Raw genomic sequence first — 26,248 nt, 5'->3', positions numbered from 1 at the left:
TTATATTTCAATTAAAATTTGACGCTTATTTCTGTCCCGAAGAAGAGTTTAGGGTTTCGCTGGCTGTATTGCCCTGCCCATCTGTTGCTTTCTTCAAGCGGCCGATCCATAAGCACATTATTGGCGAAGAAGGAGAAACTGATGGATTTGCCGATTTCCTTGGTCAATCGCAGATTGAATAACCATAAAGGTTTCCAGCTTTCAGTTATATAATATTGTTGTTGTACGTTTAAGTTTAACTCATTATCATTAATTACGGCAGCACTATTTCTTTGCGCTTCCGTTAGCCACACAGTATTACCACTGTTGGTTTGTATATAGCCTATCGGAATGGATTCATAGCCTAAATATTTATTCTTATCAATCCAGATGGTTTGTGCAGCGAGTGTAATAATGAGTTTTGCTTGTGGGATGTTATGGATCATGCGAAGCGTAGAACTTGCACGAGTATATTCAGTACCACGACCAGGATTATAAATCGGGATTTTAGCAGGTGCGGCTCCTGTTGTGGTACGCATTACAACATAATAGCCCGTACTGGTGGTTTGGGTATTTAGCAATGCGCCGTTTAGTACAAATGATGTGCGAATGGCATCAAATCGCCCCAGATCTAAATCAAACTCTACACCACGATTTTTTGTGCTTTGATTATTAGTTGGCAAGTTATAGGTAGCTACATAATTAGTTACGGCACCAGCTTCAACAACAGGAGGCTGCCCAACAGGTTTAGAAACTACATTGTAACTCGTTATTGGAATAATTAATGCGCTTTGAAGTGTTGTAGCAAAGTCGTACCCATTTTTAATTTTTTCGCTGTAAGCCGTTACCTGAAGCTTTTTATTTCCAAACAATGTGTAATCGAAACCTATTTCAGCTTTGTTGTTGGTTGCAATTTTAAGATTGGCATTTTGGCTGCTAAATCTTCTTGTAGTTACCACAACCAATCGCTCTGCGGCATTATCAGCGTAATAATTCAGGTTAAGGAAATCGAAATAAGCATCTTGCGGATATAGATATAACAATGTTGGCGCTTTGGCTGTAATTCCATACCCACCTCTAATACTCAACTTATCCATAATTTGATACGAAAGGTTTATGCGGGGTGCTAAAACACGATCAATACCACTTTTAAAAAGTCCTTTTGGTTGAATATTGTCGTAACGTAAACCAGCCTGAATATCAAGATTACGGTTTAAAAATGCACCCGTTAAATGATCTTCAATGTATAACGATAATTGATTTAATGCCGGAATATCGCTGTAGGCAAAAGGTCTGCTCGCACTATTACCACTTAAACGCGGCGGACGGGTAACATCATAGGTTTTACCATTTCCATAATTTGCATCCGTACGCCATTCTCCACCTACTAAAAAGCGATGATTAAAAGTTCCGGTTTTCAGATAGAAGCTATTAGTTAATTTGGCAAAAAGGTTAAAAGGCTTACCATCTACCCATACCCTACTTAAATATTCGCTAGGTACATAAATACCTGCCATGGTAGTATCTTTAGTGGCAAAAGAAGTTGGATAAATATAATTGCTAACCAAACTTTGCTGGTAGCCTTTTTGTACGGCGTAGTTTACGCTAACATTGTAGTTTAATACCTGCGCAAATTTTCGGCTCAAATTCCATCGTCCACTGGTGTTAAAACGAAAGGCATTATCCTGGGCTCGATTTTCTGTTTGTGTTTTGGCATCATCAGGATCCTGTTTCAGTTCGTCCATATTTTTGGCAAAAGAAAAGCCAGTTGAAGTATATAAGGGTTGATTTTTAAAGAACTTATTGGAGTATAACAAACTGCTCGTAATTCGATTGTAGGCATCGTAAGCGTACCGTTGATCGCTATAAGATTTGGTATAATCAATATCGGCATTCAGGTTTCCTGCCTTTTTACCTAAATTAAATCCTTTACCTGCCCATAACTGATTAAGCGTTGGATTTATACGTGCTTTTAGCTGAAAAGGCGTTTGCCCAGCTTTAGTTTTAACCAAAATAGCACCATTAGTTAAATCGCCATACTCTACAGATGGCACGCCACGTATTACTTCTATGGATTCGATATTATCAGCAGAAATTTGCCTCAAATCTGTACCTGCGCCACTACTGGTAGAGAAAGATGCATTAGCACCTGCGCTAGCAGGATTAAGTACCTGCAAATTAGCATTATTAGAAACAGGCGATCCGTTAATCATTACGGCAGTACCTAAACTACCCATATTATCGGCACTAATTTGTCTGAGCGCTGTTTTGTTTACATTTGAAAAATCTGGATTGGTTGCTAGTGCTCCCGGTAAAAGCTGCAACACATCTGCCAAACTCGTAGCCTGCAAATGCTCTATTGCTTTTTGTGAAATTATGGATGCCGTAGCCCCGCCTGATTTACCTTCGGCTGCCACCACAACAACCTCTTTTAAATCGAGTACGTTTTCATCAAGTTCAAAATCAAGATTATATTTTTTACCCGGTGCAACGATTATTTCCTTTTCTTTGGCTACCATCGTTAAAAACTGCGCCCGCACAGTAATTTTTCCGCCAATTAGATTTCTAAAAAGGTATCGTCCAGCCTCATCTGTCATCGTAGTAACACCAAGCTCTTTTATACTAACGGTAACTTGACTAAGAATCTGTCCGGTTTTATTTTCAGTTATAGTTCCACTTAATTCAATTTGATTTGATTTTTGTTTCGCTTCGCTAAAAGGCATAGAAATTATGCCATTGTTAAATCCTTTACCATCATAACCAATTTGTTGATTAACTGGAGCACTGACCTTTAAATCATTTTTACCTGATTTTTTTATAATTGTAAAATACTTTTCCCCAATGGCATCCCAAGTTAAATTAGTGCCATTTAGCCATTTATCAAGTACTTTATTTAAACCTCCGTTTTTAAGCAATGCTTCGTCGTAAGAAACAGTTAAGCCGTTTACTAAACTATGCTCGTATGTAAATTTTACTTTAAGCACCTTGGCAGCCTTATTTAAGGCTTGATTTAAACCAATTTTTTGCTGCGCTTTTGCAACACAGGTGGTAATGGAGATAGATAAAAGGATGAGTAATTTTTTTACCATTATTTATTTATTGTAATCGCATTGGCGGGTTTTTGAAGTTTTCCGTCCGTAATGCTACTAAGTATGCTGAATGCTTTTTCAAAATCATCAAGTGGTATAGCACCATCTATTTCTTTATTTAAAATAGTTTTATCGCTTACAATAAGTTTCACACCATAACTGTAGTTAATGATATTTATGATTGTACTGATTTTGGTTTTGTTAAGGCTTAAAACGTGACTTTCCCATTCGTGGCTAAATTTTGGTGCCGTTTTATCTAAACTCAATTGTTGGGTTTTAGTATTGCTAATGGCACTTTCTCCTGGTTTAAGTAATAATTCCTGATTTGCTTTTGAAATTTTAACGGACCCTGATTGTAAGTGAACAACTGCATTGCCGCGTCTTTCGCTTATGCTGAAAACCGTTCCTAAAACCTGCACATTAATAGCTTGATTAAGATGAACAACAAAGCGTTCGCCTTTTTTTATATGCTCTGGATTTTGATTAATATGTTTTACATTGAAGTTTACATCTCCTGTTGCCCAAACTTCACGCTGTGTTTGATGATTTATATTTTTAAGATATGATACAGATGAATTTGGTGCTAATTGCAAGGTGCTACCATCTGGAAGCGTTACAGATTTATTTTGTCCATTACCCGTAAAAACTGTAATTTTTTCTGCATTTTGAAAGGTATTTATTGCAAATAAAATGCATGCAGCCGCTATTAATACCGCTGCGTATTTTGTGTATTGTAAATAGTGTACTTTTAAAGTTCGTGGTGCCTTGGAAGCGATTGCCTCTTTTACGTTAATTTCTTCATCTATTTTATCCCACAGTTGGTTTGCTCGATTACTGCTATTTTCAGTTTTTACATCGGGCAGATTCTTTACAATTTTAGCCGCTTTTTCAATGGTATCTCTTTTTTGCGGATACGCCGCCAAAACCTGCTCCCAATAGCTATTAATCTCTGGATCAGGATTAAGAATCCACGATTTAAAATCAGGATCAAGCAAGAAATCGAACAGTTGATAGCTAGAATAATTTTTAATGTTTTTTGCCATAGTTAGGGTACTTCACAAACAATACAGTTTGAAAGGGCACTTTTATCCCACGGCTCAATTTTTTTTAAATTCATTTGCTTTTAATAGGAGCAATTGTAAAGGCAAGAATTTATGCTAGACTTAAAAGATATTTTGGATTTTTTAAGAAACAAAAAAGCCTCAACTTTTTCAAGTTAAGGCTTTTGTTGCGGAATGGACGGGACTCGAAAACCTGCCATATATCTTTGATAATAAGGTTTTTAAAAAATTTAACAACAGCTAGCTCACTAAATGCTCACCAATATTTTGCAACTATTTGACTGTAATTGACAATCAAATATAAGAACTATATAAATATATAATCATAAGGTGCTACTAAAATTAACTAATTTAACAGATGATTAATGTGCAAATTTTATGCAAACTTTGCAAAATATTTTGTGATATCGACTTGATAGGCCGGTATTGCACGAAAGATTAATTTTTACCCTCTGCCTAAAGGAAGTTGGGTTCCGACTCGAATCCCAGTTTTTTTAAAACCTCCGTGATTAGTCGTTCCTGTTTGGCAATGTCGATAAATGCTTCCACAAGGTAATTATGATCTATTATTATATTATATGCAAAACCGCGAACGCTCCCGCTCTTTTAAACTCCCCAATATAAAACAATTCAACTTCCAAAGAAAAAATAACAACCTCTAACTATCTCATACTGATTTCAACCGTGAGTTGAAGTCCATGCATATTAGGCATTCTCAAATCGGTAAGATATACGTTTGGACTAATGTTGGAGTGCTCTTAAAGTTCCAGAATTTCATTCCCATCACTGGTGCACAAACCAATTCATTTGAACGCTTCCGCCAATTCACTAAATAAAAACAAGCAAACTTCACAACAATTTTATTTCCGCTGGAACGGGGCCATTCTAGGCTGGTTATCCAATGTGGCGACCTAAGCAAAAACTTTAAAGGTTGATGCAAAAGGCCTTTATGATTTTAACAATTTAATTCACAGCCCTCAAAACTCTGCTTTAAGGTATAACGCAAATTTAATCGTTCTGCAATTTTGCTCTACTGTAATATTCTTAATGCATTTTGGTTCAACAAAATTTTAGTTGCATATGTGGTGCAATAGTGTTATCGCTTTTATAGGAGGTAAATAAAATTAGGATGTTGGTAGTTCATGCTCTCATAGCACTATAATTAATTGACCTTGTATCTCATTAGCTAAACTGTCAGTCTATTCTGGTTTATCCACTGACAATATTTGCTTTTTAGTAAATAGATCGACCAACCCAACCCTAACAATATTTGTATTGCATTGCCTTAATGGTATCCAGAGGAAAAAAAATCACACTAAGGATTTATTATACCGTCTAGCTGCATGTACCTTTTCCCGTTCTTTTCAGGTATAGATTTACTATCATTATCAATAACCATAACTTTGGGAATACTGCTTTGAAGGCCAAACCACCTGGGAAGACCGTCTCCATTTGGATTACCGCTTTTTATAAAGTTTACCAGGTAAGACTGAAAGACTTTTGAAGTTTCAAAATCTTCACTCTCCCATTTATAACTCTTATTTAGATTGAGATTTCCAAGGGCATACTCAATATCCGAAGCATGTACCGCGCCCATGACATCTGCATTGTGAGCCCCCTGTCCGATAAAAGTTGGACGTTTTCTAGAGAACAAATATCGATAAACAGGATACCCGTTTGTTTTACTATGCACATCAATCCATTTCCATGTAGAATAGGAAATAAAGCGATCACTAGCAAGTTCAGTCGCCAACTGTGCGACCTGTTCATCTGCAGTTGCCGGATACAGTGCCACTATTTCTTTGCTCTTGGAAGTAAAGAGCTTTTCCACTCCGGCCTTATAATTTTCAGCTGTAGGTTTCTGATTGGAAAGAATAGTATTCATACTTCGCTCTGCTGTATTCCATCCAGCCAGAAGTGGTACATCCATCTGACGACCGTAGCTGTAGGTAATAAGTGGTTGTTCTACAAAAAAGTAACCGTCTATTGTTAGGGGAAACCAGTAATCTTTTGAGCGCTTTAAAAGCTCATTAGTGGGAATTTTTCGCAACTCATCAATGCTACTTGCTCCGCAAGCTTTGGCGAATTCCTCCCCTATCTTCTCCGCATTTGCTAAACTCACAGGTGGCTCAAACCCTAACACTGACCCGCTTTGTCCTATTGCCCCATGAAAAAGTCCTTTTGAAAGTGGTGAACACATTTGGGCAGAAACCGACATAGAACCCGCAGATTCTCCAGCAATGGTGATCTGATCTGGATTTCCTCCAAAAGCTGAAATATTGCGCTTCACCCAGCGCAGCGCTTCATTCTGATCCTGCAAACCGTAGTTACCAGAGCTTCCTCGTTTACTTTCTTTGGACAGGCTGGGATGCGCTAAGAATCCAAAAACACTTAACCTGTAATTTATAGTGATAAAAATAACTCCCTTGCTCGCCATGCTTTCTCCATCATACCTAGGCTCTGATCCATCCCCGCTGGAAAACCCTCCTCCATGAAAGTACACCACTATTGGCAAGGACTTACCATCCGCTACCTGAGGTTTCCAGATATTAAGATACAGGCAATCTTCACTTTCTTCGGCGCTTCTAAAAACCATGTCATCATAACTGTTGCGCTGAGGAGACCTGGAACCAAAAGCCACCGCGTTTTTTATCCCGTCCCACTTCTTTTTTGGAACTGGTGAACGCCATCTGAGCCCACCAAGGGGGGCTTCGGCGTAAGGAATACCCTTGAAAGCTACCACAGAGCCGGACAAAATAGCGCCCCTGATTTTCCCTTCCTTAAGGGTGACCAAAGTTTCATCACCTTTTACAATTTTGCTCTGAGCGAAAGCGTGGCTTACTGAAAATAAGAGCAGCAGCAGCGTAGTATATTTTTTTATTGTAATCATAATCACCAGATATGGGTCGTTGAAGACCCTTTATTTACAGTGTAAGAAAAAGACTGACCTCCCTCAACGACTTTGACCGTTTGTGGTTCAGTCGAATTGTTAGAGACGATAAGCACCCGTTTTCCCTCCGGGGTTAAAAAGGCTACATTACTAACCTTTGAGGTTAGGGTGCTCTCGATTCTCGATGATCCAAAGGGAATAAATTTGGATGCATGCGCAATAACATAATAGGCAAGGTTCCGCTCGACTTTATCTCCATCTATGGTCACCGCTCCCTGACATATTGAACAGCCGCCATTGTCTGTATGCGGGTTATATTTAGGATCCGCCGCGAGGTTCCAAAGAATCACATTTTTACTCCAATTCCGTAAAGCACCGATGAGGATCCTTCCAACAGGATAAGCGGTATTGAAACCACCATCCTTGCTTACAGCCATCATTTCAGTAAAATATATGTTTTTATCGGGGAAGGCATCATGTACTTTGCCCATCGCAGAAGTCTGACCGGCATATAAATGAAATCCTGAACCATCAATGTAGCTTGCTGCTTGTCTGTCTGCCAATATTGAAATGGGATATTCCGGGGCATCACAATTATGGTCGTAAAGAACAATTTTAGTTTTTATACCTGCTCGTTTAAAGGCAGGTCCAAGATGATCGCGGATAAAACGAAGCGCTTCTTTGGCCAAAAACTGCATACTGGGGGTATTGCCATCATTGAATGGTTCATTTTGAATGGTCACCGCGTCAATCGCAATTCCGTGGCTTTTCATCGCCTGGATGTATTTCACAAAGTAATTAGCATAAGTGCTATAATACTTATCCATTAATCTTCCACCCTGAACATTCTGGTTTGACTTCATCCATACCGGGGCGGACCATGGAGAACCCATAATTTTTATTTTTGGGGATATCGCTAAAATTTCCTTTAAGACAGGCACTACATCTTTTTCATCCTGCGACAAGGAAAAATGCTTTAACTCCGCATCAGTTTCCCCTACTTTGAGGTCATCGTAGGAAAAGACATATTCATTCAGATCTGATGCCCCGATGCTCACTCGAAGATAACTAATCCCCACCTGCCCAGGTCCATTTCCAAAAAGTTCACTGAGAAGCTTCTTTCTTTGCGGAGCAGACATGCGAATGATGTGCTGCGCACTACCACCTGTCAGCGCAAAACCAAACCCATCAACAGATTGATATTTTTTTGCTGCATTGATGTTAATGATTTCTGCTTGCCCAGCTCCTCGCTCAAAATTGTTCATTTTTGATAACAGCATCATTTTATCATTGCTGGTCTCCCAACCTTCGGCTTTGAGTTGTGCATGAAGCAAAAAGGGAAAAGTATTGATTAAAATTAGAAGAAGCGCAAGCTTAAACGCATTAATAGACTGGGGGTATCTGGACATAAAGGTATACTTGGTTTACACAAATTTAAGCTCCAGGTTATCCTTTTTTTAATAGGATTTTAACAATTTATAATGTTTTGAGTCCGAAGACCACCAATTTAACCAACAAATCCTAACCCCTTAGTAATCATCAAAACGGTTATTCCTTTTGCAAACTTTCCAGTTCCGGGATTTCCAGGATAAGCCTTGACAATTAGTTCTCTCTTAAGGCCGAGCTTAGATTGTTTCAGCTGGGATTAACTTTTTAATATACACTCACTCTCAAGGACCTAATTAAACTGCGCCCCTGCATATTTGAATTTAGCAATTAGCCTGATGCAATTATTATTTTTCTCTGGCCGCCCTCATCGAACTTAAGCTATCATTTCAAATCTATTGAGCAGCTCTAAACAGGCCCTGCTATTATGATATGGGCATTTCCATAATCCGGCTTTGTCTTCTCCAGCCATCAAACTGCCATCTTCTTTTCTGCCCCAAAACCATTCGCCGTTGGTTTTATCGATGAGGTGAGTAGTGGTATAGTTCCAGATTTTATTAAAATGCTCAAGAAATCTTTCATCTTTAGAAATCTGGAAAGCGTTATATAACCCTACCATGGCTTCGGCTTGTACCCACCAATGTTTTTCTGCAATCAGGTGATGGCTTTCTGGATTAAATTCATATACCATAGCATCTTTATCAATACCCTCTATCGCTGCTGTACTGATTTTAAGGGCCAACTGCTCAAATTCGGTAATAAGTTCAACCTCTTTTATCGCTTCAGCTGCTTCGAGCAATAACCAGGAAGCTTCAATATCATGCCCGTAAGAAATAGCCTCGGACTTAGACTCCCAATATTCATTGAAGAACAGTCCTAAATGGCCGTTAGGTTTTAAAATATGCCTGCGAAAAACCTCCAGTAGCTTTATGATCTTTATTTTAAGGCCTTCGTCAGGCCACAAGGTATATAGCAAACTGTAGGCCTCCAGAATATGCAGATGGGTGTTCATTGTTTTTTTTTCATTCGCATCCTTATCACTCAGGCGCAGATCATCTAACTGCGTCCAGTCCCTGGCAAAAGCTTCAAAATATCCCAGCTCATTTATATCATAACTATATTTTTCGATATCAGCATATAAGGATTTAGCGAGAGTCAAAGCATTTTCATCACCACTGGCCTTAGAATAGGCGGCAAGGCCATAAATGGTAAATGCAATGGCATAGATTTGTTTTTTTTTATCTTTCGAGTTTCCCTTAAAATCAACTGTCCAGTACACCCCGCCAAAACTGTAATCAATGAAATGGTTTTTTATGTATAGGTAGCTCCGCTCAGCGACTTCTAAATCCTCCTTTGAGCTGGTCCTTAAATAGGCGGCAGAAAAACTCCAGAGAATCCTTGCATTTAAAACTGAACCTTTATCAGCCCTAGAGATAATCTGCTCTGATTCATCAATCTGCCCGACAAAACCACCATACTCATTATCTATGCTGCGCTGTTTCCAGTAACGGAGTATGGCTTGTAGTTCGACCTCAATTTCTGAAGCGCTTGGAAGGGATGTAGCTGGCATAATCTGAAAATTTTAATTTGGCTAAAACTAACTGGACTGAGCTGATAAAACTAATATTTTTTTAACATAAACTGGTACTAACGCATTATGGCTACAGCGCTTGTACTATTTGAGCATTTTTTGATATTATTTTACCACTTTAAGTAAATCAAGTTGCAGGATTTTCCTAGAAAAGTATAGCTGTATGCCTCTATAGCCCTCGTTTAAGCTTTTCTCCGAATTTTAATGAAAATATCAGCTAAGCGTGAGAGCTAAACATGTAGTGTTTTTTTAACTATATTGTCCTCTATAACCAAATATGATATGTCTAAAAATGTAATCAGGGAAATCACCCCTTTGACGCCGAACGACTGTTTTACCATTTTTTCCAGAACTAAGCAAGAATTTGATTTCCCGCTGCACAACCATGAGGACATGGAGCTCAACTTAGTGCTCAATGCGGCCGGGGCGAAACGGATTGTGGGTGATCACATAGCAGAAATAGAGCAGCAGGAACTCGTGCTGGTAGGCTCCAATTTATCGCACGGCTGGTTTACTCATAATTGCGTAAGTGAGGACATTAGAGAGGTCACTATTCAGTTCCATAAGGACTTATTGGATGAAAAGTTTTTAAAGCGCAATCAGCTGTCTTTCATTCGTAATATGTTTGAGCAAAGTAAGCGTGGAGTGCTTTTTTCTAAGGAAACCATTGAACGCATTTCTCCGCGTCTTTTGGCTTTGAGTAAGAAAAGTGGCTTTGATTCGATATTAGAGCTACTATCGATATTGCATGATCTCTCGATATCCAGGGATACCAAACTGCTTTCGGATTCCAGTTTTACTAAGGAAGATTATAATTATAATAGCAGACGGATTGAAAAGGTATTTGAGTATATGAATAATAACTTCAACAGGCTTATCACCCTGTCTGAAGTAGCAAAGATAGCCAACATGCCAGAAGCATCCTTCAGCCGGTTTATTAAAAAACGCACCGGTTATAATTTTATTGATTCGCTGAACGAAATCAGACTGGGGCATGTCAGCAGAATGCTTATTGACACGACCCAGTCTGTTGCTGAAATTGCCTTTATTTGCGGCTTTAATAATATGGCCAACTTTAACCGGACCTTCAAAAATAAAAAAGGCTGCACGCCAAAAGAGTTCCGAGAAAACTATGTAGGCAAGCGCGTATTTATTTAAGTTAAAAGATTTTTTGCATGAAACTATGTAGCTGCTCGCGCCAGAATCTCCATTCATGTCCGCCTGAACTATCGTGAAATTCATGGTTGATTCCCTTCGTTTTTAGATCATAATCTAACGCCAGGTGTCCCTGGTATCTTGGGTCCTCTTTTCCGCAGGCGAGGTAAAGCAGGCTAATTTCTTTGTTCAGTTTAGCTGGATTAGCAAAAGCTCCAGGTACCCGTTCATTGATATCAAATTTAGCATCACTTAACAAACCGGCACTAAATTCGCCAATGTAGCTGAATTTATCAGGGTTTTTGAGCCCAATCAAGTAAGCCTGCCCGCCGCCCATAGAAAGCCCTGCGATGGCTCTGGATTTTCTATCCGCTATGACACGGTAATTTTTTTCTACATATGGAATGACGTCCTTTAAAAGTTCCTGTTCCAACTGCTCGACTCCTTCTTTGCTGCTCCCTCCTGCCCAGCTGCCGTCTGTGAGTCCGTTGGTCATCACAATAAGCATCGGTTTTGCTTTATTTTCAGCGATAAGGTTTTCTAAAATTACATCCGCTTTCCCCGCGCTCTGCGTCCAGCTGTTTTCATTGTCTCCCCCACCGTGGCGCAGGTATAAAACAGGGAAAATTTGCTTTGGACTAGTCTGGTATTCTGCAGGCAGAAAAATGCACATCCCTCTAGGTTTACCTAAAGCCGAAGACTGATATTTAATGGATTGCAAAATTCCATGTGGGACGTTTTGATGCTCATCAAACCTTGCCCTATCACCAGGCACTTCCACGATACTCCCGTAAAGCTCAGTACCGGATTTTACAACTGGGTTTTTAGGATCGAGCGTCTGAATTCCATCTACAGAAAACACATAGGAATAAATCCCGGGCTTTTGCGGGCCAATCTTAATTTCCCAATTTCCTGCAGTGTCTTTTTGCATCTCTATAGGCTTAATGTCCCATTCACCAAAAAGCAGTTTAACCGATTTGGCAGATTTCGCTTTAAACCTGAAAACAATGCTTTTATCATTTTCCACTACCGGAGAATATGGCGGAGATGCCGGACCCCACCATCCCTGAACGCTGTAAGTATTAGTAGGTTTTTGCGCCAGGATTGAGCAAGAAACCAGGCTTAAAAGAAGAAAGAGAATTTTTTTCATCATATGTATATTTTACCAGCCATGCATCTCATCCAAAGAGATGATGTTTTCAGCTTTCATTAAAGCGTTTAATTGAGCAGGGGTATTATGAGAGAATACTAATTCTGACCACCCCATAAAAAAAGTCCATTTTGGCTGTTTTGCCATTATCTGGGCAGTAGGAAGCACCTGACATTCACCAATGGCTATAGGCTTTTTGCCACCAGCTTTTACCATGATATCATATTTTTGCTGGCTGAATCCTGTTTTATCATCATAAATATCCAGCGCAGCAACGTCCCAGTAACCATCACCGGGATTATAATCCACTGCATCTTTTTCCAGGGTTTTAAAATCCTGTATGTCCCATACCCAAATCAGGTTATCTAGCTTTTTGGTTTTGCTTAAGTAATCGTGGGTCAGCTGATAGAGTTTTCTGGTACCCGCCGCACCAGGCCTGCCGCCCCACCAGAAAACGCCCTGGTTCATTTCATGCAAAGGTCTGAACAGCACTTCCACATTTTTTTCTTTGAGTTGGCTTAAATATAAAGCGATCTCATCCATCATTGACTTCCACCTGGTATTTATCAAAGTTCCATCGGTCAAAAGCTCCTTCCACTGCTGATCACTTAATTTACTCAAGACCCCTTGCTTATCCCAGCCGCATGGCTGCTCCAGCGCAGGATTACATGCGTGCCACATGATATTGATAAGACTTCCTTTCCTCCACTGCTCCGCAGCTTCATTTATCATCGTTTGTCTGTTTTGAATATTTTCAGACTGGAATAGAAAATCCCCGCTCCAAAGCCCAGGATATTTCCCGGTCGTGTTGAATACTTCCTGCGTCCATTTTTTTGGTTCTGCATTTGGCTCCCGATTATGTATACCAGAAATGGTATATCTTCCCAATACCGAGTAAAGGTAATTCAGTGATTTAAACCGGGTGGGAACTTTAGTCGTTTTTACGTCTTTCTTCCCTTGCTGCGGAGCAAGATTTTGCGCGAAAGCGGAATGGCTAAAGCTAAAAAGCATTATTAAAATTAAACCGTATCGGCTATTTTTCATCTTTAAGGTTTCTTTAAAATGTAAACAAAATCTGTATTAGGGGCAAGCGCTAAGCTATTGATGTCCAGGCTATCACCTTTTGCCGCAAATTTCAGATCTGCATCAAAACGCTGCGTTTCACAGTTATATCTAGTAAGCTTGTAATTTGACAAGGTAACAGGTAAGCTAATATCAGTTTTCTGGATTTCAGCTTTAGGGTTATACAGGTAGATAAAAATATCAGCCCCGCATTTTACGCTAAATACTTCAATAGCCGTGTTAGAACTCTTGACCCTCAGGCTATCAAAACTGCCTTTTCCAGACTGCATCATTTCGTCCTGGATGCGGCGAACATTGGCAATATATTTATCTGTGCCACGGTTATCAAAATACTCCCACCACCAGGAAAGCGGCAAGATGGGGGTCGGCGAGAAAAGGCCATACCACAATCCACGTTTAAAATCTGAATCCATGCCCTCAGCGAAATCATCGAAGTTTTTAGACCAGTCATACTCATAGCCATATTCGCCAATCACATATGGTTTACCATAGGTTTTGGTATAGCTTACAATGGTGGTAGGCAGGGCGCGGTTATTTTTGTAGATGTGTTTTTGGTTAAAATCTATGGCATCAATAGAATTAAGTCCCTTTAAATCCCGGTGAGAAATGCTTGTGGTCACCAGGTGTTTAAAGGGGTCTATTTTTTTGACGTAGTCCGCCATTTCCTGGTGCCATTGCACGATATGTTCAGCTGGGATTGGATTGTTTTTATCCCTGAACTGAACATTGTCTATTTCGTTAAAAAACTCCCATGCTCCTATCGCGCTGCTGTAACCCCAGCGCGCAATAATGAACCTCAGGCGGTTTCGGTATTCCTCCTTAGCCTTCGCGTCTATAAAAAAATTGGCAGAAGAAACCCCATAACGCCCGTTTTTACCATCATGAGATCCCGGACCTAAAGTGAGCATAATGTACAGGCCCAGTGAATCAGATAAATTAACCATTCGGTCCATTTTTTCTATTGCGCTTGGATTAAAGTAGGCCGGGGAATTGCTGTATCGCCTGTTATTTATTCCACTTTTCCAGTCTAATGGCAAATTCCACGAACAAATCCAGGTTCGAAAATAATTTCCGCCATGTTTAGCCAGCGAAGGGAGCATGTACTCATAGTTATACTTCGGATTTTCATGAAGGGCTTTAAAATATTTTGAATCATCATCATCTCTTGATTCCCAGCAAATATTTTCTCCGATGCCCCTGAAAGCATCTCCATTATCGAACCTGAATGTCCAGTCATTGCCCTTATGCAAAATGCCTTTAAGCCTAGATGCTGACACTTTAAATGAAGAGGGTTTGCTTAAAGCAACCTCTTTGCTGTTTTTCCGCAGTGCGAACCTGTACTTATAGCTTCCACTTTCCTGGGCACTGAAGCGCGCCTTCCAAAGCGAGCGCTTTCCAGTTTGCCCGGATTCATAGTAACATGGCAGGTTAATTTTTTTACCAGTAGGAGAAGTAAGCTGCATGTCAAGGGCTAAATCTTCCTGAAAATATGGATTATCAAAATCTGCCTGCAATTCGATGGTCCATTCTGCTTTTTGATAGGTTTTCACAACCGGATTAATCTGGGTTGTTTTTATAATAGGATTTTGCGCCTGCACAGAGAAACTCATCAAAATAACAAAGGCAAAACAAAAAGAGATATTTTTTTTCATAGGTTTCATTCGGGAATTTCCCCGGAAATTGGATTTGGTTAGCATTAGTGTTAGATTCAAATCTACAAGAGTGGATGTATTAAGCGTTAATAGTATTTTAACAAAATCCTGTACTCAAATTTTCTTCACATAAATGATACAACAAAAAGGATTATCTTCCAAAAGTTATCCTGCCAAGCTTTATAATGCCTTTATACGGACTTTGTCTGCGCCGCATAATAAAATACAAATCATGCCTGCCTTTGATGGGAGAGTTGACTGGACTGAGGATATCGGCATATTTATCAAACGAGCCGGTTGAATTGTAGCTAATTTTTGAGATTAAGGGTCCTGCACGCGAATCCCGCCTAACCTCGATTTCTCCATCCATGGTGGAGGCATAGTTAAATGTGAAATTTTTAATGCCATTTAGGTCCGTCTGTTTTAATAAAATATAAGCCTTATTATCTCCTTCAGATAGGCTATTTCGGAAGCGCTCAAAACCCTTGTGGGCGTCCGCCAGCGCGGGGTTAATAACCGGGCTTCTTAAGAAAAATTCTTCGGTACTGGAAAGCGGCCCAATAGGCTTTCTTCCGCCATCGGTATAGCTTACTTGAAACAGGTATCCACCTTCAGGCTCATCTTTAATTGAATTTAACTTCAGTGTGCCGGTTTTGGCAAGCGCGATGCGCTGGGCGGTTTTCTCCAGCGGCATGGAGAAAATATAGTTTACGATTTCTTTTGCATCGCTGGTGGAAAGTTGCGGATGGGCGCTCATCACGCTTGTTTGCCCCCAGCTTCCCCCACCCCCTTTGATAATTTTTTCCGCAAGTTTTTCTATTGTGCCGTTTTGGGAACTGTAGCGCGCTGCGATATCAAAGTAACTTGGTCCTATGGCCTTAGCATTCGCCAGATGGCAGGATTTACAGTCGCTGGCCGCCATTAGCGCTTTACCTGAATAACTGGCCTGCTGTGATTGATTTTTTTGACCAGCCGAAAGGTATGTGTAAAAAGCCTTCAAGCGCTTAGGTACAATTTTTAGATCTTCCTTATCACTGGCCTGGACCGCATAAGTAAAGGGTTTATCAGTCCAGAAAAATGATTTATTCTCAGCGCTAGAAATAGAGACCACTGGCGGGGTATTACCGACTTTTATGATTAAAGTGTCTTTTGCGCTGGCGCCGCTTTTATCACGTACCGTTAAAATCGACTTATAAGTTCCCGGCTTTTTATAGGTATATACAGGGTTAATTTTATTGGACGCAAAAACCTTGCCCTCGAATTGCCACTGGTAGCTGAGCTGCTCATCGTCATCTAAATCATAGCTTTTTTGCCCACGAAAGTTTACCAGTAGTGGCGCTTTACCTGCAATGCTCCGATGGGAAGGGAAATTTTTTCGCTCTGAAGTTAAAAATACTGTTTTGTCCAACCGCTGGTGTTCTTTTTCATTTATAATTTCTGCTTTGGCAACAGGTGCTCGGTTTCCGGTGTTATATTCAATTTTCACAAGGGAAGCATCCGCATTGGCCGCTCCATATACAGAGCCATATTCGAGCATGTAGAGTATACCATCGCTGGAAAAAGCCATATCAATGGGCCTTTTGAAATTTCCATTGGCCGCCATGAAAGGCTCATTTCGCACATAGTTTTCTTTTTCATCAAAACTCAAGGCGAATACCCAGTTCCGCATCCAGTCGGCAATAAAAAATTTGCCATCATAATACTCCGGAAAGCGGTTTACAGCGCCAGTTTGCTTATAGCTATAGAAAGTTCCGCCTATGATGCATCTGCCTCCAAGCCCAAGTTCAGGAAATTCCTTGGAAGCAAGGTAAGGATACCAGATCATCGCAGGCCTGGCCGGCGGCAGCTGGCTTAACCCGGTATTGTTTGGCGAATGGTTCACTGGTTTTTCAGGATAAAATTTGCCTCCGGCGGTCTTTTTTGCAAAGTCCCAATGCGCATAGGCCTGATTATCGCCAGCAAAATAGGGCCATCCGTAGTTGCCCGCGGACTTAGCCTGGTTCACCTCATCAAAGCCCATTGGACCCCGCTCGCTTTCCTGCCCCGCATCCGGGCCAATGTCGCCCCAATAAAGGGTCGAGGATTTTGGATTCAGAGCAATCCGGTAGGGGTTCCTGGTTCCCATCACGTAAATTTCAGGCTTTGTTTTTGGTGTCCCTGGCTTGAATAAATTACCTTGTGGAATGCTATAGGTTCCATCAGCCTCGGGATGTATGCGCAAAATTTTTCCCTTGAAATCATTGGTATTCCCGGCGCTGCGTTGAGCATCGCCGCTAAAATTAACTTCACCCGGGCGCTCATCCAGCGGAGCGTAACCTTCGGAAGAAAAAGGGCTGCTGCTATCACCCGTTGAAAGGTATAAATTTCCCTCCTTATCGAAGGCGAGCGAGCCGCCATGGTGGGAGCCGCTGTTTTTTTCAACCGGAACACGCAGTAGTATTTTTTCACTCGATAAGTCCAAGACACTCATTTTTGATAAGCTAAACCTGGATAGGTTAAAATAAAGTGGTTCCTGGCTCTGACCTGCTGGCGCATAATAAAGATAGATAAAGTTATTTTTATCAAAGTCAGGATCGAGCGTTATGCCAATGAGCCCGGTACCCCCGATATTGGTGGTCGCTAATTTTTCAACCAGGGTGTTTTTATGTTTTCTGGTATCATAGAGATACAGGTTACCAAAAAGTTCAGTGTAGAATATCCGGCCATCTTCGCTCACAGCGAGTTCCATCGGGGAATTTAGGTTGGTAGACAGGATAGTCTTGGTAAAGCGGTTTTGCTCCGGGATTGGTTTGGCATAGGCTTTAGCATAGTCTAACTTTGCCCCATTTCCAAGCGCATACTCAATGCCGCCGGCAAGCTGAGCTAAAAATAAAGGTTCTGAATAACTTTCTTCGGTATGCCCCAAACCGGTGTAAAAAGCACGTCCGCCATCATATTCATGATACCAGATGATAGGGTGTCCGGTGCCATTTGTTCCTCCATCGTAACTATCCTCATCCAGGCTCGCCAGGACCTTGATGCCGGGATAGAAAGACCTGTAGTTATACCACTCATCGCTTCTTGTCCAGCTTTCCGGCAAGTTGCTGCTTGCCGGATGGCTTTTATCGCTGACCCGGATTGAAGCTTCACGCACATTTGGATTATGCGGATGGGAATCAAAGTAAGCGCCGATGAGTTGTCCATACCAGCTCCAATCGTATTCGGTATCAGCCGCGGAGTGGATGCCTACATAGCCTCCGCCGGCCTGAATGTAGCGTTCGAAGGCCGTTTGCTGTTCTGAGTTAAGCACATTGCCAGTTGTAGAGTTAAAAATTACAGCGTTGTAAGCAGAGAGCTTTTGCTCATTAAAATAAGCTGCGTTCGTCGTAGTATCTACGCTATATCCTTTTTGGTTCGCTATCTTTTTTATTGCAGCGATTGCTGAAGCAATCGAGCTGTGGTGCCAGCCAGCAGTTTTAGAAAAAATAAGCAAGGCTGGTTTTGACTTTGGCGCCTGAAAGGCCTCAACAAAAAAAAGGAGCAGGCTTATTAGAAGCGTAAAATATTTTATTTGTAGTGAATTGTTCATCATTGAAGTTTTATCGTACCAACTGGATTAATCCCGCAAGGCATACTGTATACCAGCGAGCAGGTGTTTTAAAAATAAAGGGTCTTTATAATGTTCCGGGAAATGGCCAAGCGCAGTATAAAAACTCCTTCCCCCTTCAAAGTCATGGTACCAGGCGATAGGATGATGGGGGCCATTTTCGCCTCCCTTATAGCTTTTTTCATCTACGCTGAGCAATACGTGCAGCCCCCGTTGCAAGTCCCGAAAGTTATACCACTCATCTCTTCTGGAGAAGGAAGGCGGAAAAAATTTAGTAGCGGGATGGTTGCTATCCTCTAGGTGAAGGGTTGCAGTTTGAGGCTCGGGGTGACCGGTGAATACCCCGCCAACAAGCTTTCCATACCAACTCCAGTTTTTCTCTATCGTGGAAGCCGCGTGAATACCGACTAATCCTTTGCCCGAACGAATAAATTTCTGGATTGCTGCTTTTCCTGCGCTGTCGATAATATTTCCAGAGGGGCTTAAAAAGATTATAGCAGCGTATTGCTTTAGATTTTTCTCGTTTAGTGCGCAGGAATCTGTAGTCTGATCTACAGAAAAATGGTTTAACAGGCCAAGTTTTTTTATCGCTTTGATACCTGCATCAATTGATTCATGGTGGTAACGCGCTGTTTTTGAAAAGATCAATACTCTTTTCTGGGCGCTGGCTAATAAACTCAGGCTAATGCAAAGGAGTAAAGTAAATATATTTTTCATATCTGTATTTAAAGTTGTTTAGTATAAAAAATGTTTTCCGATAAAATCCTGGCCTCATCTTCATGGATTGTAATGTGCCGGTCTTCAGCTTAAATGCGCTTTATAAGCCATTTGAAAGTATTACCCAGCGCATGTGCACAAGTCTCCACTGCGCTGAGGTTTATAGATAAACTGGCTGACTTTAAAAAATTCTGGTTGGTTTTCATTTGGTCTTTTTAGTTACCGATGAAGTATTTCTTAGTAGCATAAATAAGGGCTGACTTTCAGCAGTTTTATCCGAGCTGTAATATTTGTTCCCAATTAAAAGGTCTATTTTACCATCCCCGTTAAAATCTCCACTATCCATCGTTAGTCCTTTTTGAAAAGGGACGTTTTTAGCTAAAGTAAATCCCTTAAAGGATAGATTGCCTTGATTTTGGAGATAGATGAACGCTTCCCAAGGGCTCGATGCGGCAGGAAATGCGCTGATAGAAGCTATATCCAAGTCCCCGTCTAAATCGAAATCGTGGGCAATAGCTTTATAGCAGCCGTTCATTGGATAAAAAAATGATTTTCTAAACTTCCCTTTTTCATCACCGAAAAAAATATAAATGCCATGGTAGGGTTTTAGTACCGGAGAGAGGTCTGCGTTATCCCCGCAGGTATACAAAAGGTCTTTAAAGCCGTCCTGGTTAAAATCAACGAGTTCAAAACTGCTCGATCCATAAACCGGGGGGAAGCTTAATACTTTTTCAGTATCGAATTTACCGTTGCCAAGATTTCTAAACAGAAAAATCCCTTCATCGCCTTGCGCAAATAAAGCATAAATGTCCGCTTTATTATCACCATTCACGTCGGTTATCATAAAATCTATTATGCCAGGCATCGGCCTCAAAATGTGCTTTTTGTAAGTACCATTCTTACTCGCCTGCGCCCATGAGAGCTGACCAGTGAGTCTTCCAAACTCACCTATTAAAATATCTTTTAACCCGTCGCCATTTAAGTCCGCTTTGAGACTTTTAACTGGCCTTGAAAGTGAAGAAAATATCGGTTTCCTGCCTGAAAGCTGATGAAGTGCAGCAGGGCTGAGCTCGTAAACGCGCCCGCCACTGCTTTGGCTAGCCATATAATTTTCCCCAATGAAAGTGGCAAGATTAGGCCTGGCAGATAAATCCATATCCACTAAGGTTCCTGGCAGCTTTGAAGATTTCAAAGTATCTAGCCGGGCATTGATTTGGTACAACTGGTTTGATATGCCGTTTTGGATAAGCAGACAATGGTTGGATTCCGGACTAATTTTCACGTAAGTTGCTAAAGCAAGATTACTATAGAAAATATCTTGCTTTGGCAAGAGTACTTCAAAAGATGGAAGGCCAAACGTAATTTCCTCTCTTTCCTCTTCAGCAAATCTTTCCGGGGCGGAATCAATATAATACCCTTTGATAGCCTGCCACTCCTTTATGGATAATAGCGGTGTGGAGGGAATGAGATTCCCTCCCTCTGCCTTTAGCGAAACGCTTGGGGTTTCCACTCCTAAAAACATGCCCATTGCGGGAAGTACCGCAGCTCGCCAGCTGTTTTTCGGCAGCAGGGCAGGCTCGGGAAATTGATGGCAGGAGCTGCAGTATCTTTTAGCCAGCAACTCACCACGCTGCTCATCTGCTGTACTAAAATTTAAGTTTTGTTTCGGAGTTTTAAGGTTTGATTTACCAAGGATATAAAAAACCATCGCGCTAAAAAGCGCAATGGTGATAATCATTATATTTATTTTGTTTTTACTCAATTTTTAGGGATGTAAGCGAGTCTTTTATCAAAGTTTCAACGCATTCACGTCGATAATTACGATAACCTTGTTGTTCACTGCACTTAATGAAAATTTACTTGGCGAGGAAATCGCTACCGCAAGCGCTACTTTTTTTCCGGTATAGCCCGATTTAAGCTGCGCGGCATCAATACTCAGCAAAAAGGTGCCTGCGCTCTGCCCCTCAGGCACGGAAATACTTCCAGGAAGCCTGTAGAGTCCGTCCGGGAGGAGTACTGTATTAGTTAGCAGGTTTGATGCTATCAAAGTGTTGATGGTATCTGCCCTGGTGCTGATATTTACCGAGTAGCCCTCATCAGTGGTCTTTCCACTTCTAGCCACACCGAGTATCACCTTGAGCTGGTTAGTCTTTGTATCCAAAGTGTAGTTCCTAGAAGCAGAATCCAGGCCCTTTGGCACCAGGTAATTAAGGTTTGAACTTAAACCCTGGGGGATATAAATTTTAGCATCACCATAATCTAAGTCCTGATCGTTTTTTTCGCAGGATATCAAAAGCGCCACGGCGCACAGCGCAAGCACAATGGCGGAATTATAAAATATTTTTTTCATTGCTTTTAGAGTTAATAACCTGGGTTTTGGGTAATTGATCCGTTTGAGCGCACAACTTCCGCTCTTGGAAATGGCAAGTAATACATCGCCGGAGCCCTGAAGGTCCGTGTAGCAACATCAACAATGGTATAATTGAAGCTGCCATTTGCATTTTTACTTACATTAACCCCCTTGATAGGCTGATTTAATAATGTGGCGGCATCGTTCCATCGAAGCAGATCCCAGTAGCGGTGATCTTCAAAGGCCAGCTCAATTCTGCGTTCATGTTTGATTGCTGCGCGGAAAGCATCTTTTCCGCCTGTCGAAACTGCTGGCATCGCCACTCCTACCCTTGAACGCACCATATTGAGTGCTGTTCTGGAGGTCATCGCTGATGGCGCATCAGGTGCTGTGCCATCCGGACCGTAAGCCTCATTCATCGCCTCGGCGTAATTAAGCAACACCTCAGCGTAACGAATGGCTACCCACTGATGTTGGGCGGTGGCATTGTTTACTAAATCCAGATTTGGCGCCAGGAATTTTTTTAAATAATAGCCTGTGCGAGAAGTATTGGTTTTAGCCATATCATCACCAGCACCCGGGGACTGATCAATGGTACGACCGTTCCAACTACTGCCGTTTAATACCACCGTTTCTGAAAGTCTTGGGTCGCGGTTCGCATAAATGTTGGCAGCATCGGCGCTGCCTTTGAGTTCATACTCGGCCACAAGATTATGCGATGGGGTCACCCCACTTGCGCCACCAGTAGTTGTAATGGGATAATTGGCTCGCTCCAAATCATTAGATGCAGGCCTGCGAATAGCAAGAATAGTTTCGGCGCTGTTAAGTGAATTATTTCCCTGAAAATAATTCCCATAACCACCGGTATGAAGCGCGTAACCAAATGCAGGGGTACTGATAATTTCCCTAGCGGCGGCCGCTGCCCTGGCCCATTTGGCGGGATCATTCGATGGGTTATGTAAAGGACTTGCCGCGTATAGAAGTACACGTGCTTTTATCGCCAGCGCTGAGCCTTTAGAGAAACGTCCGTCCTGGTCTGAAAAACCGTTAGTTTTCCAGCTCACAACCAAAGAGTCTTTGTAGGTGTCGATTTCCGAAACAATATAATCAACCACCTGATCATAACTGGACTTTGCCACTGCTAAGTCTCCACCAGCCTGCTGCAGCGTTTTGGTAACAATAGGTACCCCGCCATAGCGTTTAATAAGTTCAGAATAATAATAGGCCCTTGCCACATGCGCCTCACCACGGTAAGCACTGATGAATAGTTTATCGCGGTTATAATTCGTCACGTCCGTCAGGGTATCGCGATTCTGGCTGATCATTGCTTTCCAGTTTTTAGAATAATCCAAAAAGAAATTCGCCGCGCGGATGCCTTCATAGCAGGCATAATACTTGTTAGCCTCTGTCGAAGGATTAGCCTCACTCAAAGTCGCCTGATTAAAAGGAATTACCCCTTGCGCGAAGGTTAGGGTTTGCTGGGCATCATCGCTGGCAGCTTCAAAAAAGCTATTGTCTAAAGTAGTAAATCCTATAGCAAAACTAATCGGTGCATAAAATGCATTCGCAAAGCCGGTCAGTGAGCTTCTGGTGGTCTGAATGGTTTCAGGCGTTGGAAGTGTATCCATCCTGGTATCCAAAAAATCTTTTTTACAGGCACTGATTAGCAGCAGGCCAGCGAAAAAGAGGGTCAAATATGGTGCTCTGATTTTCATCATTTTATTTTTAGAATTAAAAAGTAACCGACAGTCCGGTATTGAATGATTTAATGCCTGGATAAGCGCTTAGCGTTTCTGGGTCTAATCCGTAGTCTTTTTCCAGCCTGCTCCAGGTTAATGGATTGACAGCATTTACATAAAAGCGAAGGTTAGAAAGCGAAAGCTTTTTAACAAAAGCCGGACTAAAAGTATATCCTAATTCTACGTTACGCAGGCGAAGGAAATCCCTGCTTTTCACCCAAAAGTCACTCGAGCGGTAATTATTATTGTTCGCAGCGGTGGTTAAGCGTGGATAATTCGCGCTAGCCCTGGTATCAATGCCCTGGTCCGGGTAATAAGCCCATGCATTTTGTGCAACAGGAAATACATTTCCATTGCCAACGAAGGCTTGAATCTGATTAGGGGCAGCACTTAAAATGTTCACTGATGAACCGCCAATACCTTGGAATAGTGCACTTAAGTCAAAACCTTTATAGCTAAAGTTTGCACCAAAAGAATAGGTCATTTCCGGAAATAGGGATTTGCCCACTGAGGTAATGTCCTTTTCATCAATAATATTATCTCCGTTTAAATCCTGGTATTTTAAGTCTCCAGGCTGAACAAGCCCAAAGGCAGGGAGCGCGCCACCTTTTAAAGTACCATTGGCATTGAAATCTTCGAGTTGATAAAATCCCTTTGAAACAAGGCCATAATTCTGGGCTATTGATCGCCCGGTTTGCTGGTTGTATTCATATGGCTGGGGAATTTCAGCAAAATAGTCGATTTTGTTTTTATTGTAAGCCACCTGTCCCCAAATGCCATAACCAAAATCTCCTTTTTTATCTGAGAAATTGGCGGAAAGTTCAAAGCCTTTATTGGTTACTTTTCCAAGATTGGCAAAGCTATTTATAGTGCCATAAATTCCGGTAATGGTATTGTCCCGGGTAAGGATTCCACTACGCTTATCTAAAAATACATCTGCAGACAGGCTTAGTTTTTTAAAGAAATTCACTTCTGCCCCAATGTTGTATTTTAGGCTTTGTTCAGCAAAAATATCGGGATTGGCTAAAATGTTCTGATTCAGGCCTGAGTTACCCGTGATGCTGGAGTTTCCGGTGTAAAAAGTTCCACTGTTATTATAGTACTGCTGATAGAGAAAGCGTCCGCTATTCTGGGTTTCTGAATCCATGCTTCCGGTCTTTCCGGCAGATGCGCGTAATTTCAACAGCGTGATGGATTTGCTATCTTTTAAGAATGCCTCATTGGAAACTATCCAGCTGGCAGAAATCGCGGGATAAAATCCCCACCGGTTACCAGGCGCATAACCATCAGCGCCGAAATAAGAAAAACCAAGTTCAGCAACATAACGGTTATCATAGCTATAGTTAGCCCGTCCACTTATATTTTGGTAACGGTAAATATAAGCATTGGCGCCGCCATCGGTTTTAAAATCAGACTGATGGTAATTTAGTGCAGATAAAATCTGGTGTTTTCCAAAACTTCTCTCATAACCGATTGTACCCATTAGCTGTTTCCAGTCTTCCTGTCCTCCGGGAATCATGCCCGTTGCCCGGAGCGGAGTGAGTACATTTGTCGGGCCGCCGGGCTGACCATTAAAGAAGCGGGGATAATCTGCCGTTTTAGAGTAATTACTTTGCGAATAGCTATTGAAGGAATATGCCTGGCTTAAATATAAGCCTGGTGTGAGCTCATCCAGACGCTCTTTGAGTGTAAAATTTCCCTGAAGGATGCGCCTGTGGGAAGAAAACCAGCCCAGCGAATTGATAGATGCTACGGGGTTATCGGGAAAAAGCGAAGTACCAGAGTAGTTTCCGGTAGCGGCATCCCTTACCTGATAAATATTGGATGGATACCGCGAAAGGTTTTGCCAAAGGTTGGCTCCGCTATAGTTTGGCGCTTTACGGTCTTCAATCCTAGCGCCAATGTCTACCTTCGCTTCAAATATGTCAAACATTTTAAAGTCCAGGTTTGACCTAAGGTTGTAACGTTTCACCATCGAATTCGAAGTGGCATCGGTTTGCTTGACATTATATAAAGCTTGTTGCCTGGCGTAATCCAGCACAATATTGTACCTGGCATTATCATCCCCGCCGGTAAAACTCAGGTCACCATCAGTATATGGCGCATGGTTTTTTAACACCTCAGCAAACCAATCAACATTGGTTCCAGTGCCGTTTCTGTAGCCCTGCAACTGTGCAGGCGAATAAAGAGGGGACCAGACCCTGCCCCTGTCATTACTGATGGCCTGATTATACATGCTAGCATAGCCGAAAGCATCAAGGGGTTTATTGATATTGATAGCTTTCTGAATGCCGGTCCTTACCTGAAAAGAAATGGTCGGCTTACCAATTTTTCCTCTCTTTGTGGTTACATAAATCACCCCATTGGCCCCGCGCATCCCGAAGGTGGCGAGCGCTGCAGCATCTTTTAAAATAGAGATGCTTTCAATCTCTGCAGCGGAGAGGTAAGCGAGGTAATTGAGATTGGTTTCAAAGCCGTCAACAAATACTTTGTAGGTATTATAGCCACCAGCAGAGGTCGAGGATAGCGATCCCACGCCTCTGATCCCAAGCGCTGCATTATCATAACCTGGCTCACCTGAGCCAAGGTTGACACTCAGGCCATTCAATCTGCCGTATAAAGTATTGGTTAAATTCATGGTCGGCGTTTGATACAAAGCCTCACCGCTCACGGAGGAGATGGCAGCTGTCGAGTTAATTTTTTTGATATTAAGCAGTCTCCCCGGCTCTATACGCGCGGTATCCCTTGCCGCGCTATCACTTAGGCTCTTATTTTGTGCGGCAACATTCATCGCCAGGCCCAAAAGCAGACAGGCGGAAA

At 41.7% G+C, this 26,248-nt stretch carries 15 protein-coding genes; 1 reads left to right on the top strand and 14 read right to left on the bottom strand.

The features are described from left to right. Positions 1–11: 11 nt before the first annotated feature. The 5 genes from EHC72_RS13900 to EHC72_RS13875 form a co-directional block, all read right to left on the bottom strand. Positions 12–3,068: a TonB-dependent receptor gene (locus tag EHC72_RS13900; RefSeq protein ID WP_131538316.1), complete on the bottom strand. Its 3,057-nt coding sequence runs from the start codon at positions 3,066–3,068 to the stop codon at positions 12–14. After that, the gene (locus EHC72_RS13895) at positions 3,068–4,111 is read right to left on the bottom strand and encodes a FecR family protein (RefSeq protein ID WP_131538315.1); all 1,044 of its coding nucleotides are present in this window, start codon (positions 4,109–4,111) and stop codon (positions 3,068–3,070) included. Before EHC72_RS13895 ends, EHC72_RS13900 begins: the two co-directional genes overlap by 1 nt. A 1,333-nt stretch (positions 4,112–5,444) precedes the next feature. Then, positions 5,445–7,019 carry a carboxylesterase/lipase family protein gene (locus EHC72_RS13885; RefSeq protein ID WP_211660315.1) on the bottom strand — a complete coding sequence of 525 codons (1,575 nt, stop codon included), beginning with the start codon at positions 7,017–7,019 and terminating at the stop codon, positions 5,445–5,447. A gap of 2 nt (positions 7,020–7,021) precedes the next feature. Then, on the bottom strand, positions 7,022–8,428 hold the full coding sequence (locus tag EHC72_RS13880; protein WP_165585833.1) for a glycoside hydrolase family 30 protein: 1,407 nt from the start codon (positions 8,426–8,428) through the stop codon (positions 7,022–7,024). Positions 8,429–8,781: 353 nt separating this feature from the next. Beyond that, positions 8,782–9,975 (bottom strand): AGE family epimerase/isomerase, encoded by a 1,194-nt coding sequence (locus EHC72_RS13875; RefSeq protein WP_131538314.1) that lies wholly within the window; start codon positions 9,973–9,975, stop codon positions 8,782–8,784. 303 nt (positions 9,976–10,278) lie between these two features. On the opposite strand from EHC72_RS13875, the gene EHC72_RS13870 reads away from it, so the two are divergent. Further along, a complete protein-coding gene (locus EHC72_RS13870) occupies positions 10,279–11,154 on the top strand; it encodes an AraC family transcriptional regulator (RefSeq protein ID WP_131538313.1) in 876 nt (291 codons plus the stop codon). Between the two features lies 1 nt (position 11,155). Here EHC72_RS13870 and EHC72_RS13865 read toward each other — a convergent pair whose 3' ends face one another. From EHC72_RS13865 to EHC72_RS13825, 9 genes are all read right to left on the bottom strand, one after another. Beyond that, positions 11,156–12,304 carry an esterase gene (locus EHC72_RS13865; protein WP_131538312.1) on the bottom strand — a complete coding sequence of 383 codons (1,149 nt, stop codon included), beginning with the start codon at positions 12,302–12,304 and terminating at the stop codon, positions 11,156–11,158. A 9-nt stretch (positions 12,305–12,313) separates the two neighbouring features. After that, positions 12,314–13,345 carry a glycoside hydrolase family 26 protein gene (locus tag EHC72_RS13860; protein ID WP_211660314.1) on the bottom strand — a complete coding sequence of 344 codons (1,032 nt, stop codon included), beginning with the start codon at positions 13,343–13,345 and terminating at the stop codon, positions 12,314–12,316. Between the two features lie 2 nt (positions 13,346–13,347). After that, complete coding sequence (locus EHC72_RS13855) at positions 13,348–15,036, bottom strand: DUF5060 domain-containing protein (RefSeq protein WP_165585832.1); 1,689 nt, start codon at positions 15,034–15,036, stop codon at positions 13,348–13,350. Between the two features lie 151 nt (positions 15,037–15,187). Beyond that, positions 15,188–18,607, bottom strand: coding sequence for a ThuA domain-containing protein (locus EHC72_RS13850; protein WP_131538310.1), 3,420 nt, complete (start codon positions 18,605–18,607; stop codon positions 15,188–15,190). Positions 18,608–18,631: 24 nt separating this feature from the next. Next, complete coding sequence (locus tag EHC72_RS13845; RefSeq protein ID WP_131538309.1) at positions 18,632–19,339, bottom strand: ThuA domain-containing protein; 708 nt, start codon at positions 19,337–19,339, stop codon at positions 18,632–18,634. Positions 19,340–19,541: 202 nt separating this feature from the next. After that, positions 19,542–21,077 carry an FG-GAP repeat domain-containing protein gene (locus tag EHC72_RS13840; protein WP_131538308.1) on the bottom strand — a complete coding sequence of 512 codons (1,536 nt, stop codon included), beginning with the start codon at positions 21,075–21,077 and terminating at the stop codon, positions 19,542–19,544. A gap of 51 nt (positions 21,078–21,128) precedes the next feature. Continuing rightward, positions 21,129–21,689 carry a DUF1735 domain-containing protein gene (locus EHC72_RS13835; RefSeq protein ID WP_131538307.1) on the bottom strand — a complete coding sequence of 187 codons (561 nt, stop codon included), beginning with the start codon at positions 21,687–21,689 and terminating at the stop codon, positions 21,129–21,131. 11 nt (positions 21,690–21,700) lie between these two features. Continuing rightward, positions 21,701–23,407, bottom strand: a complete 1,707-nt coding sequence (locus EHC72_RS13830; RefSeq protein ID WP_246029427.1) for a RagB/SusD family nutrient uptake outer membrane protein — start codon at positions 23,405–23,407, stop codon at positions 21,701–21,703. Between the two features lie 13 nt (positions 23,408–23,420). After that, complete coding sequence (locus EHC72_RS13825) at positions 23,421–26,219, bottom strand: SusC/RagA family TonB-linked outer membrane protein (RefSeq protein WP_165585831.1); 2,799 nt, start codon at positions 26,217–26,219, stop codon at positions 23,421–23,423. Positions 26,220–26,248: the final 29 nt, after the last annotated feature.

The organism is Pedobacter nototheniae (assembly GCF_004335085.1).
Lineage (GTDB): Bacteria > Bacteroidota > Bacteroidia > Sphingobacteriales > Sphingobacteriaceae > Pedobacter > Pedobacter nototheniae.
Note: the sequence above shows the minus strand (reverse complement) of the source record. Positions and strands in the feature narration are given on the sequence as shown.

Coding starts and splice junctions, on each gene's coding strand:
- EHC72_RS13900 (WP_131538316.1), bottom strand. CDS start 3,068: ATGGTAAAAAAATTACTCATCCTTTTATCTATCTCCATTACCACCTGT.
- EHC72_RS13895 (WP_131538315.1), bottom strand. CDS start 4,111: ATGGCAAAAAACATTAAAAATTATTCTAGCTATCAACTGTTCGATTTC.
- EHC72_RS13885 (WP_211660315.1), bottom strand. CDS start 7,019: ATGATTACAATAAAAAAATATACTACGCTGCTGCTGCTCTTATTTTCA.
- EHC72_RS13880 (WP_165585833.1), bottom strand. CDS start 8,428: ATGTCCAGATACCCCCAGTCTATTAATGCGTTTAAGCTTGCGCTTCTT.
- EHC72_RS13875 (WP_131538314.1), bottom strand. CDS start 9,975: ATGCCAGCTACATCCCTTCCAAGCGCTTCAGAAATTGAGGTCGAACTA.
- EHC72_RS13870 (WP_131538313.1), top strand. CDS start 10,279: ATGTCTAAAAATGTAATCAGGGAAATCACCCCTTTGACGCCGAACGAC.
- EHC72_RS13865 (WP_131538312.1), bottom strand. CDS start 12,304: ATGATGAAAAAAATTCTCTTTCTTCTTTTAAGCCTGGTTTCTTGCTCA.
- EHC72_RS13860 (WP_211660314.1), bottom strand. CDS start 13,345: ATGAAAAATAGCCGATACGGTTTAATTTTAATAATGCTTTTTAGCTTT.
- EHC72_RS13855 (WP_165585832.1), bottom strand. CDS start 15,036: ATGAAAAAAAATATCTCTTTTTGTTTTGCCTTTGTTATTTTGATGAGT.
- EHC72_RS13850 (WP_131538310.1), bottom strand. CDS start 18,607: ATGATGAACAATTCACTACAAATAAAATATTTTACGCTTCTAATAAGC.
- EHC72_RS13845 (WP_131538309.1), bottom strand. CDS start 19,339: ATGAAAAATATATTTACTTTACTCCTTTGCATTAGCCTGAGTTTATTA.
- EHC72_RS13840 (WP_131538308.1), bottom strand. CDS start 21,077: ATGATTATCACCATTGCGCTTTTTAGCGCGATGGTTTTTTATATCCTT.
- EHC72_RS13835 (WP_131538307.1), bottom strand. CDS start 21,689: ATGAAAAAAATATTTTATAATTCCGCCATTGTGCTTGCGCTGTGCGCC.
- EHC72_RS13830 (WP_246029427.1), bottom strand. CDS start 23,407: ATGATGAAAATCAGAGCACCATATTTGACCCTCTTTTTCGCTGGCCTG.
- EHC72_RS13825 (WP_165585831.1), bottom strand. CDS start 26,219: ATGAATGTTGCCGCACAAAATAAGAGCCTAAGTGATAGCGCGGCAAGG.